This window comes from Halonotius aquaticus, from assembly GCF_003605575.1.
Lineage (GTDB): Archaea > Halobacteriota > Halobacteria > Halobacteriales > Haloferacaceae > Halonotius > Halonotius aquaticus.
Map to the genome: position 1 here is coordinate 24,702 of NZ_QKNY01000010.1, position 14,259 is coordinate 38,960.

The 14,259-nt window shown below is 53.6% G+C and carries 18 protein-coding genes; 5 read left to right on the plus strand and 13 right to left on the minus strand.

Annotation, left to right across the window (positions count from 1 at the left end; all coding sequences use genetic code 11):
- Positions 1–120 precede the first annotated feature (120 nt).
- Both DM826_RS12835 and DM826_RS07300 read left to right on the plus strand, forming a co-directional pair.
- A complete protein-coding gene (locus DM826_RS12835; RefSeq protein WP_133304654.1) occupies positions 121–501 on the plus strand; it encodes a hypothetical protein in 381 nt (126 codons plus the stop codon).
- Positions 502–587: 86 nt separating this feature from the next.
- Positions 588–1,034, plus strand: a complete 447-nt coding sequence (locus DM826_RS07300) for a hypothetical protein (RefSeq protein WP_120102746.1) — start codon at positions 588–590, stop codon at positions 1,032–1,034.
- Between the two features lie 19 nt (positions 1,035–1,053).
- Here the strand turns inward: DM826_RS07300 and DM826_RS07305 are convergent, their stop codons facing one another.
- Genes DM826_RS07305 through DM826_RS07315 form a run of 3 tightly spaced genes read right to left on the minus strand, consistent with a single transcriptional unit; the run spans position 1,054 to position 2,333 of the window.
- Positions 1,054–1,614, minus strand: a complete 561-nt coding sequence (locus DM826_RS07305; protein ID WP_120102747.1) for a zinc finger domain-containing protein — start codon at positions 1,612–1,614, stop codon at positions 1,054–1,056.
- A 6-nt stretch (positions 1,615–1,620) separates the two neighbouring features.
- The gene (locus tag DM826_RS07310; RefSeq protein WP_120102748.1) at positions 1,621–2,022 is read right to left on the minus strand and encodes a YodL domain-containing protein; all 402 of its coding nucleotides are present in this window, start codon (positions 2,020–2,022) and stop codon (positions 1,621–1,623) included.
- Between the two features lie 11 nt (positions 2,023–2,033).
- Entirely contained in the window at positions 2,034–2,333 is a 300-nt protein-coding gene (locus tag DM826_RS07315) for a hypothetical protein (protein ID WP_120102749.1), read from the minus strand.
- Between the two features lie 738 nt (positions 2,334–3,071).
- Between DM826_RS07315 and DM826_RS12840 the strand changes: the two genes are divergently transcribed.
- A complete protein-coding gene (locus DM826_RS12840) occupies positions 3,072–3,299 on the plus strand; it encodes a hypothetical protein (RefSeq protein WP_133304655.1) in 228 nt (75 codons plus the stop codon).
- A gap of 119 nt (positions 3,300–3,418) precedes the next feature.
- Here the strand turns inward: DM826_RS12840 and DM826_RS07325 are convergent, their stop codons facing one another.
- The 9 genes from DM826_RS07325 to DM826_RS07365 form a co-directional block, all read right to left on the minus strand.
- Positions 3,419–3,829, minus strand: a complete 411-nt coding sequence (locus tag DM826_RS07325) for a hypothetical protein (protein WP_133304656.1) — start codon at positions 3,827–3,829, stop codon at positions 3,419–3,421.
- Between the two features lie 136 nt (positions 3,830–3,965).
- Entirely contained in the window at positions 3,966–4,463 is a 498-nt protein-coding gene (locus tag DM826_RS07330; RefSeq protein ID WP_165853270.1) for a hypothetical protein, read from the minus strand.
- A 105-nt stretch (positions 4,464–4,568) separates the two neighbouring features.
- Positions 4,569–5,378, minus strand: a complete 810-nt coding sequence (locus tag DM826_RS07335; protein ID WP_120102753.1) for a hypothetical protein — start codon at positions 5,376–5,378, stop codon at positions 4,569–4,571.
- Between the two features lie 105 nt (positions 5,379–5,483).
- Positions 5,484–5,927 carry a hypothetical protein gene (locus DM826_RS07340; protein WP_120102754.1) on the minus strand — a complete coding sequence of 148 codons (444 nt, stop codon included), beginning with the start codon at positions 5,925–5,927 and terminating at the stop codon, positions 5,484–5,486.
- Between the two features lie 98 nt (positions 5,928–6,025).
- A complete protein-coding gene (locus DM826_RS07345) occupies positions 6,026–7,021 on the minus strand; it encodes an ArdC-like ssDNA-binding domain-containing protein (RefSeq protein WP_120102755.1) in 996 nt (331 codons plus the stop codon).
- A gap of 128 nt (positions 7,022–7,149) precedes the next feature.
- Complete coding sequence (locus DM826_RS07350) at positions 7,150–7,431, minus strand: hypothetical protein (protein WP_120102756.1); 282 nt, start codon at positions 7,429–7,431, stop codon at positions 7,150–7,152.
- Positions 7,432–7,499: 68 nt separating this feature from the next.
- On the minus strand, positions 7,500–7,781 hold the full coding sequence (locus DM826_RS07355) for a hypothetical protein (protein WP_133304657.1): 282 nt from the start codon (positions 7,779–7,781) through the stop codon (positions 7,500–7,502).
- A gap of 5 nt (positions 7,782–7,786) precedes the next feature.
- A complete protein-coding gene (locus DM826_RS07360; RefSeq protein ID WP_120102758.1) occupies positions 7,787–8,197 on the minus strand; it encodes a hypothetical protein in 411 nt (136 codons plus the stop codon).
- Between the two features lie 232 nt (positions 8,198–8,429).
- Complete coding sequence (locus DM826_RS07365) at positions 8,430–8,705, minus strand: hypothetical protein (protein ID WP_120102759.1); 276 nt, start codon at positions 8,703–8,705, stop codon at positions 8,430–8,432.
- A gap of 631 nt (positions 8,706–9,336) precedes the next feature.
- Between DM826_RS07365 and DM826_RS12845 the strand changes: the two genes are divergently transcribed.
- On the plus strand, positions 9,337–9,789 hold the full coding sequence (locus DM826_RS12845) for a hypothetical protein (protein WP_133304658.1): 453 nt from the start codon (positions 9,337–9,339) through the stop codon (positions 9,787–9,789).
- Between the two features lie 330 nt (positions 9,790–10,119).
- Entirely contained in the window at positions 10,120–10,815 is a 696-nt protein-coding gene (locus tag DM826_RS07370) for a hypothetical protein (RefSeq protein WP_120102760.1), read from the plus strand.
- A 4-nt stretch (positions 10,816–10,819) separates the two neighbouring features.
- Here the strand turns inward: DM826_RS07370 and DM826_RS07375 are convergent, their stop codons facing one another.
- The gene (locus DM826_RS07375) at positions 10,820–14,257 is read right to left on the minus strand and encodes a type IV secretion system protein VirD4 (RefSeq protein WP_120102761.1); all 3,438 of its coding nucleotides are present in this window, start codon (positions 14,255–14,257) and stop codon (positions 10,820–10,822) included.
- Between the last annotated feature and the right edge of the window lie 2 nt (positions 14,258–14,259).

Genomic DNA, 14,259 nt, shown 5'->3' on the forward strand with positions numbered 1-14,259 from the left:
CCATACACCACTCTTCTTGAACACAAACAGCTCGTCGTTATTATCAATATGCGTTTTCAATTCATCCCGAACGTCAGAGACAGAATCATCCGTGTCTACTAACCAGCACGATTCAAGTATATGGCAGAAATCCCCATAGCTCTCAATGGCGTCATGGAGATCGCTGTAATCTTGTCCCGGGTCATTGAGGTCGTATGTGATGAGATAAACGCTCATGTAGGTGTGATTAACCAGAATGGTATTCAAATTTCGCCATCTGTAGTGAAAGTAAAACAAAAACTAACCACAATCAATTTCGTATCGGTCTGGGCTTCCATTAGGAATATCTCTCCTTACAACCATTTCGGAGTGTTGAACGCGGGTTTGTCAGTGATTTCCTACATGTGGCTAATGAATCTGAACCCTAAATTCCCGATTCGAAGACGTACTCTGCAAGTAGGAGAAGCCAAGGAAACCACAATGGCTGTTGAAGCTTCGTTGGCTTCCCCACCGATGGCGTGATTCGGCCGATGTATAAAGACACCGTCTCTGCTGTTACTCTATACCCTTCTGGGTGTTTTATTTCCCTGTAACCCCTCTGCGTTGATATGTCGTATGGACGGTTGATCCTCGGTGCGGCCGGGGCTATCGGAGTGGCAGAAGCGTATCGACGATGGACTACTTCGAAGCATGACCGGCTGCTAAAGAAAGCGTACAAGAAGGCCAGCCGGGCCGCCGACGATGCTGAGGTGAGGGCTGAACATGGGATCGGTGGTGACGAAGGGAATCGAGATCTCGATGAGATCGATGGTCACCCGGATCTCGTCGTCAAAGGGTTCTCGGCAACAAACCTGATTGCTGAGGTCGAAACCCCGGATGTTCTCGATAACAATCCAGGTCACATCATCGATCAACTCGAAGGCTACGCCCGGCAAGGCTACAAGCGTGTGCTGGTTGTTCCTTCCGGAGCAACCGAGGCTGCGAAAGAGCTGTGTCAGGATATCGAAGGCGATGTTGTCGTATCAACACCGAGCGGTGTCGCCGATCTAGTTTAGTCGATGATCTGCTGAAGTGCTACGCCCATTTCTCGACTGTTGTCTGCGTGGAGGTGGCTGTCTCACAGTCAATCAAGCCTTCCATCTTGGCGGCCTCGATCCGCTCGGCGTGAGGTTTTCGGATTCGGTGACAACTTGGACGCTCACATTTCTGGCCAGGTGTGGCTCCACAGTGCGGACAGGCGATTTTTCGAGCTTGTAGCTCATCCTCTGTGGGTTGGAGATCTCGGCCATCCTGTTCGTCGACGATGTCTGCAACGCGGTCTCGAAACTCGGCCCGGCGGCTGCCGTTTGTTCCTTCGAATCCCTCTGGTGATTCCCACATGGTAGTTCCGTACCAGCCGTCGGCGGCTCTCTCTAGCGTAAGCCACTGCCGGGGGCTCGGATCATTGGCGTAGATGTTTACCAAGTGATCTACTGTCTCGTGTGGTTCGTCGTCGACATCAACAAGTGGTTCAACACAGTTGCAACCGACTACGAACCCACCGTCGCCGATCCGCATGATCCGTACGTCGGGGCCGGGGACGGCGTGGTTGTCGCCTGTAACGTGACACTCGTATTCAAGAACGATCTCGACCATGATGCCCTACTCTCGCTGGCTATTTTGCTTGGGCTTGAGCTCGATCTCAGAGAAGCCCGTCCTCTCGACGATGTGGAACGAACGCGTCCCGTCGTCCTCGATCACCTCGAAGACATCAGTCGGAGAGGCTGAGGGGACACCGTGGCGGGCCCGCTGTTCACGGTTAACGACCTGTCCTTGGGCGCGGTGATAGGCGGCTTCTATGTCGGTCGTACCGACGATGCTCTCAACTGGGCGGTAGAGTGTATCAATATCCGCTAGCGAAACCGCCTGGTCACCGCGGCGAATGTCGTCTTTCGTAAACTTGTACTCACGGTCGCTGTCGAACGCACTCCGATCCAACTGGTGGATTGTAACCGCACCGGCTGGTGGTGTCGCCGTCGGGAGTGTCGGTGTTAGTGTCGTCATGCTTGGCTCCCTCACTCCGTGGTCGGGTCGACTGCGCCCGATTCGTCGAACACTTCGTAGCCAAGGTTGGCGATGTTATCCATGATGGTCTTGACATTCCGGTAAACCTGCGTTTGGTCGTCGGCGAACGCTGGGGTATCGCAGACGAACACGTCCCGCGTATCGCCGTAGCCGTTTTTGATGGTCGTTCGTTCTCGAACGATCCCAAGTCCGAGCCCGCGACCGGGATGGAAAATCTGGTAGCCGAGTAGATCCTCCGGCTGAAGCTCGTTCTCGTAGTTGTCGGCCTTGACCGTGAGGTTGTGTGCCATTGTGGTTTCCTCGTATATCTTATTATAAGATGTATCAGTAAAAGTGTTTCGGAATCAGGAGAGACTCTAACCTAACTGAGTGAAACAACAATCAGATTGGCTATATTATTAATAGCTGACACACAATGTGCGTCTTTCCATTCTAATCCCCCGGTTAGGTATGTAATCCTCCGAGGGTTTTTAAATAGCGAATTGTGATAATTAATATGCGCTCAATTGGGTCATGGGCCTTCGGCCTTGTCTTTTTCAACGGGAAGATCCATATCCGATTGCCGTTGGAAATTCATAACGCTGTCAAAATTTGGTTGAGTAAGATTCAAATCTGGTGGTCTGACCTGCCAATTCCCTCACAAGAAATATCGATACCAACGCTTGAGTTATTCAATCAGATTAGCCCCACGGGAGAGATTAGTGAGACGATCCCCTGGGTCATCGTGATAGTACCGTTACTAATCAATCTGAAAAACCGAATCAACAGTAAATTTGGAATCTGCACACGTGCCGAACCCGGAGAGAAAATCTCCGCTGGTATAGTACGAGTGAAAGAATGAGAAGTGAATGATGGATGGCACTGCTTACTAATCCCCTATTTTTGTAGTCGCTCGAATCTCATGTCTAAATCCATCACAGTAATGAGCAATAAACAGCGAGATTGTTGTATTCTATAAATAATATCAGATAATGTCTAACAGTATATCAATGAAAAGAATTAATTCTCAATAAGAACGATCTTGAACTATGACAGCAGGAGATATAATCGACGGACTACTGGCAAAGAAGTCGATCAGCTTGATTATTTCATTTCTAATACCGCTCTTGCTTGGAGGTGTTTTGCTTGGTATACCAGCTCTGGGGCCTGAACTGAGTATAATACCACCTGTGTTAATTGGTGTATTGGTCTCTTGGATGCTGGGGTCTGCATATGGAAAAAGGAAAATCTATCGTAAAGTAGGAAACAAACGGTAGTGTCACTTTGGGAGATTTAATCTCTTATCTTGCACAGCTCAAACTCTTAGTTTTGAGACAGGTATCGCTGTTTCACATCTTCGGTAAGAGCCTCGGTTGCAAGCGATACGAGATAGCAGCTATTCGGTGAAGGAACTGAGGTCTACCTGTCCGGATGAATTGGCGTCAGTCGTGTCGTTGTTCGGCTCGTCGTTGAAGTCATCGCTATGCTCAGCATCCGGATCGGGTCGGTTGGGCTCCCGGTAGGCTACCGGCTCGACGTCGTCGCCGTCCATGATCTGGCTAGCTGTCGACAGCGCGGTTTCGCGGTCGACGTTCTCTGCGAAGATCGGGCTCGGATTCTCAAAACCGGCGACCCCAAGCACATTCCACTGTCCGGCTGCTGGATTCTCACTTGTCATGATCGCAATCGACCGGCCGGTGTCGGATTCGACAAACGAAACGTGGTGATCGATTGCTGTCGACGTAACCCAGCCGGCGGGTGGGTCGGTGATCGTTGGATGGCTCATCGTTACTTGTGATCTTCCCATCTAATCCATTCGGCTCCACACTTCGGGCAGGTGAGACAGACCTTCACGCGTGGCCCCTCATCTTTTTCGTAGCCGACCGGTTCCGTGTCACCACACTGCGGGCAGTCATATCCCGGTCGTACACTAGCTAGAGCCATTAGTTCTCCTCCTCTGTAATGTCGTTGGGATCGGTCGCTCGCGGGGCCAGCAATACACGGCCGTCGTCCATCTCGAAGACAACAGGGGCCTCATTTTTCGAGTTGTGCATCCGGGCTTGGGAAAGGATCGGCTTGATGGTCGTGTCGCCGGCGTCGGCCAACCGTTCGACCAGCTCGGCTTTGAGGACATGGGCCACGTCGTCCAGCGTAAGGACGAATACGTCGATCTCGTCGCCGTCGGCTTCCTCAATCCCGCGCCACCAATCGCCGACCGGCCGTTCTGCGTACTCTTCGACCGACATTATGATCGGGAGGTCGGCGTCTTCGGGAACCCACATCGCAGTGTGAGCCTCGTTAACTGCACATCCCGGTACCCGATCCCGTGAGGATAGCGTGCCGTCGTTGTCGAAGTGCTCAATGAATTGATTCCGGGTTTGACTGTCAACCGATTCGAACCGATCTAATGCAGCCTGCCGACTTGTGAAACTGGTTGCCATTGTGGTTTCCTCGTACATCTAAGTATAAGATGTATCGGTATAAGTATTTTGATTTCCACTCTCTTCACAGAGAGAGCTGGTGCTCTCCAATTCAAAATATGTAATTCATGGAGGGATATCTAACCCTGGGCCATCACCGCCAGCACGGACTGCGATATCGCAGGCTATCTCAAGTGATTCAACGAGAGCTGAAACATCTTCCTTGCTAGAAATTACGGTTCGGTTCCCGTGCATCACCTTATTTCGGTACTTCTCAACCGTGTCAAACGCTTCTTTACATTGTGTCTTCGAGGGAAAATCTAGCTTATCTAGGAGATCTTTGTTATTTCTAACTACCTCTTTCAGATCCGCGATAGACATAAACTCAACAGGATGAAGATTCACGTTTTCGTCGACTGCGTTACTCCATCTGTCTATTGCGCCCCCTCTTGGACGGGCCTCTTCGTAGATTTCTTCGATTTCATCGATATCATAGTGCTCACTAATCAATTCGGATACTGCTTTCGCCATCTCAGCATAATAGGTAAACAAGAATTCCTTCGCAGTCCTTGTATTCAAATCTGCAGGTGTGACAATCCGCCAAGAATCTCTATCGGGATGTGTCGCTAACGCAAATGGATGTTCAGTCAAGATATTAATGCAGTACAGCATTATTTGATTGTACCTGACGTACTGATCTTCATCGATAGGGTGGATTTCTCTGGTCTCTACCTCATAGTATTCGCGAGAATTGTAAGGTCTGAGCGGTGCGTAATCGAATCCCTCTTTCTCAAGATCGCTGAGTATATCTTCTATCAAATCATCCTGTCCGATCTCATTCTGCCCAATAAAGTAGATTAGAGAACCAAGTTCTTTTGAACTCCCCTCACTCGGGTAGCGAATATAGTCCTCAACCTCTTCCTCGCTCCAATACATATAGAATAACAGTGAAGTCGAGAATCAAAACATTTCTGTCCACTGATCTTATATTTGTTAGATGTTCAAGAATCTACTCAGGAGCATATTCGGCCCTTTCCGTGATTACAGCCGGCGGGCCTCCTTCTTCTGTTCATACAGGCGGTCGGGATTGACATAGTCACGCCGCCGGGCATCATGTTCTGCGATTTGCTGGTGAAGCCCGCGTTCGGTCAGCTCCACATCAGCCATAATTTTGTCGACGTAGGAATCGACTATCTCAGCAGCTCGATCATAGGCGTGTCCGTCCAAGTCGTCGGGTGCCTGATCCTCTTCGACTGCGTCAAGTAGGACATCCTCCGCCGTCCATCGGATTTCCTCGTTCAGCGTATCGACATCGGGACTTGTATCGATATCGCCGTTTGGTGCGTGTAATTCCGTGTCGATGAGTTCGTTCCGTTTCCGTTCGGCGGCTAGCTGAGCCTCTTGCAGTACCTCTTCGGTGATAACGGCCTTGACGGCCTCAGCGATCTGCTCTTGGTCGGTGGATTCGGTAAGGTCGGGTGCCATTGTGGTTTCCTCACATCTTAGTATAAGATGTATCGGTAAAAGTGTTTCGACTCGTAGCTACCGACCAACTCCGAATCCCACCGATAGGGGAACCAAACCTATCGTTCGGCTTCGATAGCGTCGATAATCGTGCTGGCTGTCGACGTGATACGATCTAGTCGCTCTTCGATTTCTTCCGGTTCGTCGTCGGTCCATGCAGCCACGTAGAACGCGCTGCCAGAGGCGTCAAGGCCGAGCTTGCGACTGACGACGTAGGCAACAGCTTCAGCCTCAAGCTCTCGTGCAGCCTCCTCCTGGCCATCTATGCTGGGACTGTGCAGCTCGGCGTGGGCGATCTCGTGAACGAGGATACTGACAGCCGCGGCGTGAGTTTCGACCTTCGCCCGGATCGTCGCCGGATCGTCGTATCGACAAAAGCCGTCTTCGGGTCGGTTCCACTCACTGGCTGGAACGGCCTCGACGTTGTAGCCGAGGGCTTCGCCGGCGGCGATGGTCGGCTCGAACAGCTCGCCGGCGTCGCCGGTCGCGTCCGTCGGTAGCTCCGGCAGCGGCTCGCCTTCGGTCTGGCTCACGTCGAACACAGGGGCGGGGCTGAATCCGCAAAGGATCTCGCCTTTCTCCCATTCCTCGTTGGGGTCGATCTCCCACGTCTCGGGGTCGGTGCCGGCGCGGTCACACGCTAGATCATCGTTCCATTCGTGGTAGCTGGGAGCATTGCCACACTGCGGGCACTTGTGCGATGTAACCGTATTGGGCCGCCAAATCCAAATTGCGGATTCATCTTCCTTGACATGGCGGTCGAATTCGTTTTGCCACGTATGGAAGCCTGCAACCCGCGTAGCGTTGGGCTTCTGCATCTTGATGAGCATCGCGTTCCGGCTGCTGTAGTCGTGGAAAGCGGCCTGTGCATCAAGCCACTGCTGGAACACGTCGGACTCTCGGGCCTCGTCAGCTGCGGCGATGAGGTCGTCGATCATCGCCCCCATTTCGGCCTCCATCTCGTCGTCGCGACTGTCCGTGTCCTCGAAGGTGACCGGCGACCGCTGTTCGACTTCCGTACTGAGTGATTCGAGGGTTGCCTGATTCGTTGCCATTGTGGTTTCCTCGTATATCTTAGTATAAGATGTAGTGGTATAAGTGTTTCGGATTGGGATGGTGATCTCGATTACTGGCTGCGGAATCGCTCGAAAAATACGGATCGCTCGACTAGCCGCCGGCCGTCTTAGGCGGGTAGTTCGTCGATATCGAACACTGGTAGGTTCGTCGTTGCTCCGACACCAAGCCCGCGGGCTCGGAGTGCGTCACGGATCGCTCCCCAGTCGCTTACGTCGGCGAATCCGGCTAGCTCTTTCCCCGGCAAGTCGGCCTCGACGAAAACAAGCAGGCCTGCACCCGTGTCGGCGACGGTGATTTCGTCAGGTTTTGCTGGTGGGGCAGCTGCCGGCTGGTTTGCGGTAAATGCGGTCGTTGTTTCGCGTCGTTCGCTAGTGAGGTTAGTTGCCATTGTGGTTTCCTCACATCTTAGTATAAGATGTAGTTGTAAAAGTGTTTCGACTTGCCGCGGGTGTTGGCCTAGATCACGCCGAGCTTCACCGCGGCCCCTCGAACCCGGCTCGCCGTATTGAGCCAGTGGGGATTTGTCGATTCCACGTCGCCGACGGCCTCCATCAGTCGCTCGACCTCCGCGGCTGTTACCGTGATTTCGTCCATGATACCAGCGTCGGCGATCTTCTGGTAGATCGGTTCATCCGGGCGGAGATATCGCAGGTACGTTTCCCGCCCGGCGGCGTTGATTTTCACTGTGGCTGTTCGGCCCGTTGGTTGATTTCGTTCGGGCTGGTGGACTGCCGACATCTCGATCACTCCATGTCAGGGGTGCCGGCGATAACCCCCTCGGCTGGGGTAATCTCGATTTCCGCGTCCGTGTGTTCCCCAAGACTGGGATCGATATCGTACCGTTCGGCCACGTTCGCCGGGATCGGCCACCGACCGAGCGCAAACCGCGCCCGCCGTAGGTGCTTACATCCGAGCGTTGGATCACGGTGTTCACTATCCGGGCACTCACAAGTGTTCGACTGTAGATCGACAAGGTAGCTACTGCCGGATTCACTGGTTGCCAAGACGAGGTCATCGGCTCCTGCCGCCCGGCCAATGTCCGGCGTAATCGTAATGTACTGTTCTAGGGCCCGCTGAGTGCGGTCGGGAAGATCGACTGCTTCGGGGTTGCTGTCCGACTCGTTGTTTTCGCTACGTCGGGAACTGATTGCCATTGTGGTTTCCTTACATCTTAGTATAAGATGTAGTGGTAAAAAGGTTCCGATTTTGGATATTGATCTATTGGAGTCAATCCCGATGCTGTGAAGGAGTTTTGAGTCTTCTCCCGGCGGTACACTCAGGAGATCAGGTGAGAGCTTCGATATGAAATAGAGCAATCTTACAACAGAAGTTGCTGACGTGACAGCGGAAACAGCAGCAAAAACAGTTGATAGCTAATTACAAAATCTAAATGTTATCTATCACCGAGACATCGCCCCGTTCTATGGCCTCTCTAACGTGGATATTGTCAGTCATTGTCTCAGATGTTTTTTTATTTTTACGAGTACCACGTAAATTCAGAGCCTGTGGCCAGTTACCGTTAGCATCAGTGCCACTCACTTCGGTAATTTCGATCGTTTGAGGAGTTTCGTATGCATTTCCCGGGACAATCTCTCCCCCTTCGTGCAACCTTAGTTGTCTACCGGTCTGGAATATCTGATCCCAGTCATAGTTATTGCTCATAAACATGTTAATGTATGTTGATATATAAACCCGATTATTATCCAACCGATCTGGTTTGGCGTGCGGCGTATGGTCGCCGGCGGCACCGCGGCCCGCGTTCGGCGGTGGGGACACCGGCTAGAGCGCAACTGATGGGGTGTCGATCGTCGTCGACAGTGGGGTGTCACCTGGTCATCGCACGGGCGAGTGTCGGTTCTGTCGTCGATAGTCTGGGTGTCAGGCCTGTACTCCAACAACAGAGAGTAACAATATCGTCCACACTGGGTGTCCCACCGGAAGCGACACCGGGTGTCAAACCAGTTTTCAAGCTCAGTCGGGGATCGGGCTTCACATCGTCAGTTCGGATACCGGCCCTGTCGTCGACGACGCCTGTGGAGACGGGTGTCGGCCTGAGACCGGCCTGACTCTTGGCCGCCAGAAAGAACCGGCCTGGCGGGCCTCGACGCTGACTGTGGCAGCCACACTGCGGAGGTCGGGCAGTGACGGGGTCGTCGGTCAGTGAGCTGTTTCGGTGCTGGTGGGTGGCTGGCTGTGGTGCAGTGCTGTGTGAGAAGTCGTCGGTTTGTGAGGCGGTGCTGTGCTGTCGCTGTTGCTGTTGTTGTCGCGGTACGGTGTGAGGAGTCGTCGGTTTGTGAGCTGGGCTGAGCTGTTGCTGTCGCCGGCGGCCACCGCAGAAATCGTGACCGGGGCTTGTCGTCACCAACGCCGCTATCAACCCTGTCGGCCACACCGGGCTGTCGGCATCGTCGACGCCGCCGCTGTCCACACTGTCGAGGCACTCGACACCCACACCTGTCGCTGGCAAGATCGACACCCCACTGTCGCCACCAGGAGTCCTGCCCAGTCGATCGTTGAGGCCGCTGTCCACACCAGAGAGCTCGTCGGGATTGACCTCGTCGTCGACGCCGCAGCGGGCCACGCTGAGATGCCAGGTGGGACACCCAGACTGTGGTCGTCGAAGCCGGCGGTACCACCACTTCCTTCGGGGTCGACAGCCCTGTGGTCGCTATATACACTTCCTGATAGGTCGGTGTCGACACAGCCGGCTTGCTGTGTGTTGTTGGCTGGCCACTGTCGGCAGTAGTACTCGGCAGTAATCCTATCGGGCCACCCTTGAGTGGCTCATTTCCCTGGTGGGATCGCCTCGAAGAGTAGTCTGTCGGGCTCACCACGCTACGCGGCTTTTCTCACTTTGCTTTCATGCTTGTTTGTCGGCCTTGCCTCCCTCGGGTGGGTATCCAGCCACTGCTGTTAGAACTACTCGATCCCCCTCTATTTCCGACGCAGTGCGGTATCGATGCGGATAATTTCGGATAATTCGACTGAATAATTATCTTGAAAGTTAGCCTTCAGGGCAATATAGTTCAGGATAATTTTGGATAATTTTATTAGGCACTAAAATCTGATAGTAATTATGTCTGAATCTGAGAGTCGATTGAGTACGCTGGATCAGTTGGGGATTGATATTCTAACAGCACTGGTCGACCATGATGGGGAAGCTGACAGCACTGCACTGAGAAAGTATCTCGGGATGAGTGATGATTCAGCACGGTCGAGATTTAATTATCGAGTTACTGAATATTTAGAACCAGAAGGGCTTATAGAAACCCACCAACCAGACCCTGAGCCGGGGAAGTTTCCACCTAAGATATTGAGGCTCACAGAAGAAGGTCAAGAGTTGTTAGAAGATCTTAATTCAGAGTCTGCAAGTAGTGGTATCGCTGATCGACTACAACGGTTAGAAGAACAAGTTGATGGGCTCCGACAGGAGAATCAGAAACTTCGCGAGGAAAACCGGGAATTGAAAGAGTTAATTGAAGAATCTGGTGTTGAAGCAGTAACCAACCGGGTAACGGAGCTTACTGAGAACGTAGATCGGCTCCAAGCCAAGATGAGCAATATGCGGGACACTATCGAAGAAACCCAGACCCACCCTCTCATACAATCCACAGAAACGGCTGAAGGGTTCGATGCTATGTTGGTAACAATGAACGCTTGTCGCCGGATTATCGAAGAAGAGATTGAAGATGGAGAAGAACGAGTCAAACAGGAGCGGGCTGATGTTCGAGAAACACTTTCAGAACGCGGCCGCTTGCTCACCAACGACTAGGGCCCTACGCTAGCCATCTATCCTCTTTCCCATCGGAGTCACCCACTTCATCATCGGTCTCGGTATCATCTCCGTTGTCACTGGATCGGTTAGGAGATTGTGAGCTCCCAGCAGTCCCGACGCCCATGACGGTCGGGATATCCTCGGGTTGATCGAGATAATCAGCAGCCGCGGGAGTAACATTCTCAACGGCGTCGACGAACTTCTCGAAGCCATCACCACGGGGGAGAGCTGTTCCACTTGCCCACGTTTTCAGTATCCCGAGATCGATGCTATCGAGTTCGTCGGTCAGCTCGTGAGGGTTGATCGTCGCCTCTGAAGGTGGGGTTTGCGTCGACGACTCGGCAGGATCGGGACTCGATTCGGGGGTGGGTGTCGGGTCAGACGGCTCTTCCGAAGACTCGGGGGCTCTGTCCTCGGTATCGGGAGACTGTGTGTTGGTTTCGACAGCCTCCACATCATCCTCAACGTACTCTGAGAGCTTCGTCGCCCGACCGTGTTCGACGATGACGGGCTCGTCGTGGTCTTGATTATCGTCGTCAGGGAACACCATGAACGTGAAGTCATCGTCCTCGACGGGTCGGGGGAACTCTACCTCGGGGATGAACGGCTCGTAGAGGTCGATATAATCCTCTTGGAGTGCATCGAGCTCGTCGTAGACGTCTTCGACTTCCGCATCGTCACCCTCACCAGTCTTGACCACCCACTTGTCGTTGACCTTCTCGCGATGAAGTGTCGTTTCGACCGGTGGGTCAACGGCAAGTTCGGGATCGCTGAACTGGGTGATGGTTTTGTCCTCGCTGCCGGATCGTTTCGAGACGACAGCAACGACATTCCCCTGTTCACGCCAGACAAGCGATTGGTGATCGTCGTGATCAGGGGCGACAGCGATCCGATTACCGCTGTCAAACCGGAGTTTGTTCGTCTTGTTGTAGAACACCCGCTCGCCGGTATCGAAGGTCTCCGAGACGCAGGTGATCGTGCTGTAGTCGACGGTTTGCCCGTCAGTATCGTAGATGACTTTCTCCCCACGCTTCGGCCAGTAGGTGATCCCGTGACTCTCTGTGTCGTCGCTGGTGGCATCCTTACAGGTGAATATGCAGGTGCGACCGGCTTCGATGGCTTTCCGAAGGTTGGTGAGCGTCTGCTGAGGTTTCTTGATCGTCGACGTTTCAGCTTCAATCGAGATATCCCGACCGTTCGAGAGCTCCCACAGCTGGGGGTAGTCCTCGATCATTTGCTCGCGGATCTCATTAGCCTCGGCGACCGTGTCGGCTTCATCCATCGGGTCACGGGGGAGATCGGCAACCCCATCGGGGAGTTCGTCACCCTCCTGTGTCGGCAGGGATGTGAGCGCACCGAGTTTCGTGAACACCTGGTAGGATTCATTCAGTATTCGTCGATGGTCGTCACCGCCACCCGACGCTGATGATCCAGTGTCGTGGCTCAAGACGGTGTTCAGGCCGTGATCGGTGAGGCTGACCGCTAACTCACCATCGACTTTTCCTTCGCGTTTGACCATGTTGTTGGACTCGAAGGCGTTGCTGATCTCCGAAGAGAAGCCGACATCACCGACACGTTTCTCCAATTCATCCTCGACGAGTGACTTCGGAACGGCCGTCTCGGTGTCGGCGTGCTGGACTTGAGCAGCGTAAATTGCCTCCAAGAAGACGTCCTCCGGTACCATCTCCAAGACCATCTCAGCGTCAGTAGCCATCTCTTCGGGGGCCTCACCATCCATCGCAGCTGCGGGGTTAACGAGGTCGCCGATATGGCCGAATTTGAGCTCATTGCGGATCTGCTGTTCGGAGAGGGTCGGCGTCCCATACTGTTGGAGCGAGTGTTCGATAGCCTGCTGGGCCTGTTGTTCATCCCACAGCGGCGGGTACGGTGGGAAGGTCTTGACATTGATCGGGTCGCCCTCTTTCCCGCCTTCGAGCAGCACTTTCGTCCACGTCCGGAAGGCATCGAGTGACTGGAGGTCGCTGTTGTCGTAGCCGTCGTAATTGGACATCAAGATATTCGCATCCTCTCGGCCGGGGGTTCGCATCGAGAGGATCGTGTTGCAGTTGTTGTCCATCGCCCGGAGTGTCTTCGGATGACTCTCACCGATCTGGCCGGGGTACTGCGTCCCGATCGTCACTGACAACCAAAACGACCGCGCTCGAACCAGCATATCCTCCATTGCAAGGTTGTCGTTGGCGACTTTCTCGAACTCATCGAGATGGAGGAAATACGGCTCTTTGTCACGGTCAGGGTCACGCACTTGCCGCTTTTTCGCCGACCAGAGGTTACGCAGGACGGTCAGCGTAATCATCTGGTGGACGTCCTCGTTGTCGACAGGAATCCGAACTAAGAGGATCTTCCCTTCGTCGACAATCTGATCCCAGTCGATTGAGGAATCACGTTCGGCGATGATCTTTCGCACAACACCGTTTTCGACCCAGCGTTTGATCCGCTTGAGTAGCGGCCACAGCTTCTCATCTTCCATCTCGGCGATTGACTCCAGAAATTCGGAGACGTAGGGGTCAGAAACGTCAGCAGCGAACTCCTCGCGACGTTCCTGATTCAGCAAAATGAAGAACATATCGATAATGCTGTACTTTTCGCTGGGATCAGCCGCCGGATCAGCGGCGACCTCGGCGTTGTGTTTCAGCATTGCCCGCCCCATCGACTCGGTGACAGCTGCCATTGTCGGGCCCCAGTAGTCGTCGTTGTGGAAAATCGCCGTGAGGTTCTGAAGTCGGCTTTCGATCTCTTTCTCACGTTCCATCTCGTCATCGAGGGGCGGCATATCGAGCATGTTGATCCCGATATTCCGGTCGAAATCCGATGAGCCGGGCTCTAGGAACACTACGTCTTTGAGCCGATGGCTCGGTAGTGAACGAAGAAGATCAATCGTATCACCGTCTGCCTTCGGATCAACGTGGCAGAATCCATGCCCGGCGAATGCATGGTGAACAGCCTTGTTCTGGAGGAACGTAGTTTTTCCAGAGCCAGTCGTTCCCGAGATCCAGACGTGTTTCCGCATGGCTTCATGCCGGATCGGGGCGGCCGCAAAGCCACCGTGGCCGGTTTCGTCATAGCCGAACCAAAACTCCTTCTCGGAGTTGTACTGGGCACTCTCCCAGACCTCACGGGCGTCTTTGCCCGCAATCGGGCCATTGCTCACTGTTTCCGATTTTACCTGCTCACCGCCGGCGTACTCACGCTCGGTTACACGAACCTGATAGGCATGACCGTCAGGGAGGTAGTCTGACTCGGGCTGTTCTGGTTCATCAAGTGCTCCGGCTTGCACCTCCCGCACCATGTCATCGTCAAACTCATCAGCGAAGTTGACCGTCGGCGCACTATTCGACGCGCTCGAATCGGTGGCCCCTTTCGCCTCGCCGTCGGTTGATGTCGATTCGTCGGTATTGTCGGAGTTTCCAAAGCCGAACATGA

Bases quoted from the DNA above. Each gene is read 5' to 3' on its own strand.
- DM826_RS12835 (WP_133304654.1), top strand. From the start codon at position 121: ATGGCAGAAATCCCCATAGCTCTCAATGGCGTCATGGAGATCGCTGTA.
- DM826_RS07300 (WP_120102746.1), top strand. From the start codon at position 588: ATGTCGTATGGACGGTTGATCCTCGGTGCGGCCGGGGCTATCGGAGTG.
- DM826_RS07305 (WP_120102747.1), bottom strand. From the start codon at position 1,614: ATGGTCGAGATCGTTCTTGAATACGAGTGTCACGTTACAGGCGACAAC.
- DM826_RS07310 (WP_120102748.1), bottom strand. From the start codon at position 2,022: ATGACGACACTAACACCGACACTCCCGACGGCGACACCACCAGCCGGT.
- DM826_RS07315 (WP_120102749.1), bottom strand. From the start codon at position 2,333: ATGGCACACAACCTCACGGTCAAGGCCGACAACTACGAGAACGAGCTT.
- DM826_RS12840 (WP_133304655.1), top strand. From the start codon at position 3,072: ATGACAGCAGGAGATATAATCGACGGACTACTGGCAAAGAAGTCGATC.
- DM826_RS07325 (WP_133304656.1), bottom strand. From the start codon at position 3,829: ATGGGAAGATCACAAGTAACGATGAGCCATCCAACGATCACCGACCCA.
- DM826_RS07330 (WP_165853270.1), bottom strand. From the start codon at position 4,463: ATGGCAACCAGTTTCACAAGTCGGCAGGCTGCATTAGATCGGTTCGAA.
- DM826_RS07335 (WP_120102753.1), bottom strand. From the start codon at position 5,378: ATGTATTGGAGCGAGGAAGAGGTTGAGGACTATATTCGCTACCCGAGT.
- DM826_RS07340 (WP_120102754.1), bottom strand. From the start codon at position 5,927: ATGGCACCCGACCTTACCGAATCCACCGACCAAGAGCAGATCGCTGAG.
- DM826_RS07345 (WP_120102755.1), bottom strand. From the start codon at position 7,021: ATGGCAACGAATCAGGCAACCCTCGAATCACTCAGTACGGAAGTCGAA.
- DM826_RS07350 (WP_120102756.1), bottom strand. From the start codon at position 7,431: ATGGCAACTAACCTCACTAGCGAACGACGCGAAACAACGACCGCATTT.
- DM826_RS07355 (WP_133304657.1), bottom strand. From the start codon at position 7,781: ATGTCGGCAGTCCACCAGCCCGAACGAAATCAACCAACGGGCCGAACA.
- DM826_RS07360 (WP_120102758.1), bottom strand. From the start codon at position 8,197: ATGGCAATCAGTTCCCGACGTAGCGAAAACAACGAGTCGGACAGCAAC.
- DM826_RS07365 (WP_120102759.1), bottom strand. From the start codon at position 8,705: ATGAGCAATAACTATGACTGGGATCAGATATTCCAGACCGGTAGACAA.
- DM826_RS07370 (WP_120102760.1), top strand. From the start codon at position 10,120: ATGTCTGAATCTGAGAGTCGATTGAGTACGCTGGATCAGTTGGGGATT.
- DM826_RS07375 (WP_120102761.1), bottom strand. From the start codon at position 14,257: ATGTTCGGCTTTGGAAACTCCGACAATACCGACGAATCGACATCAACC.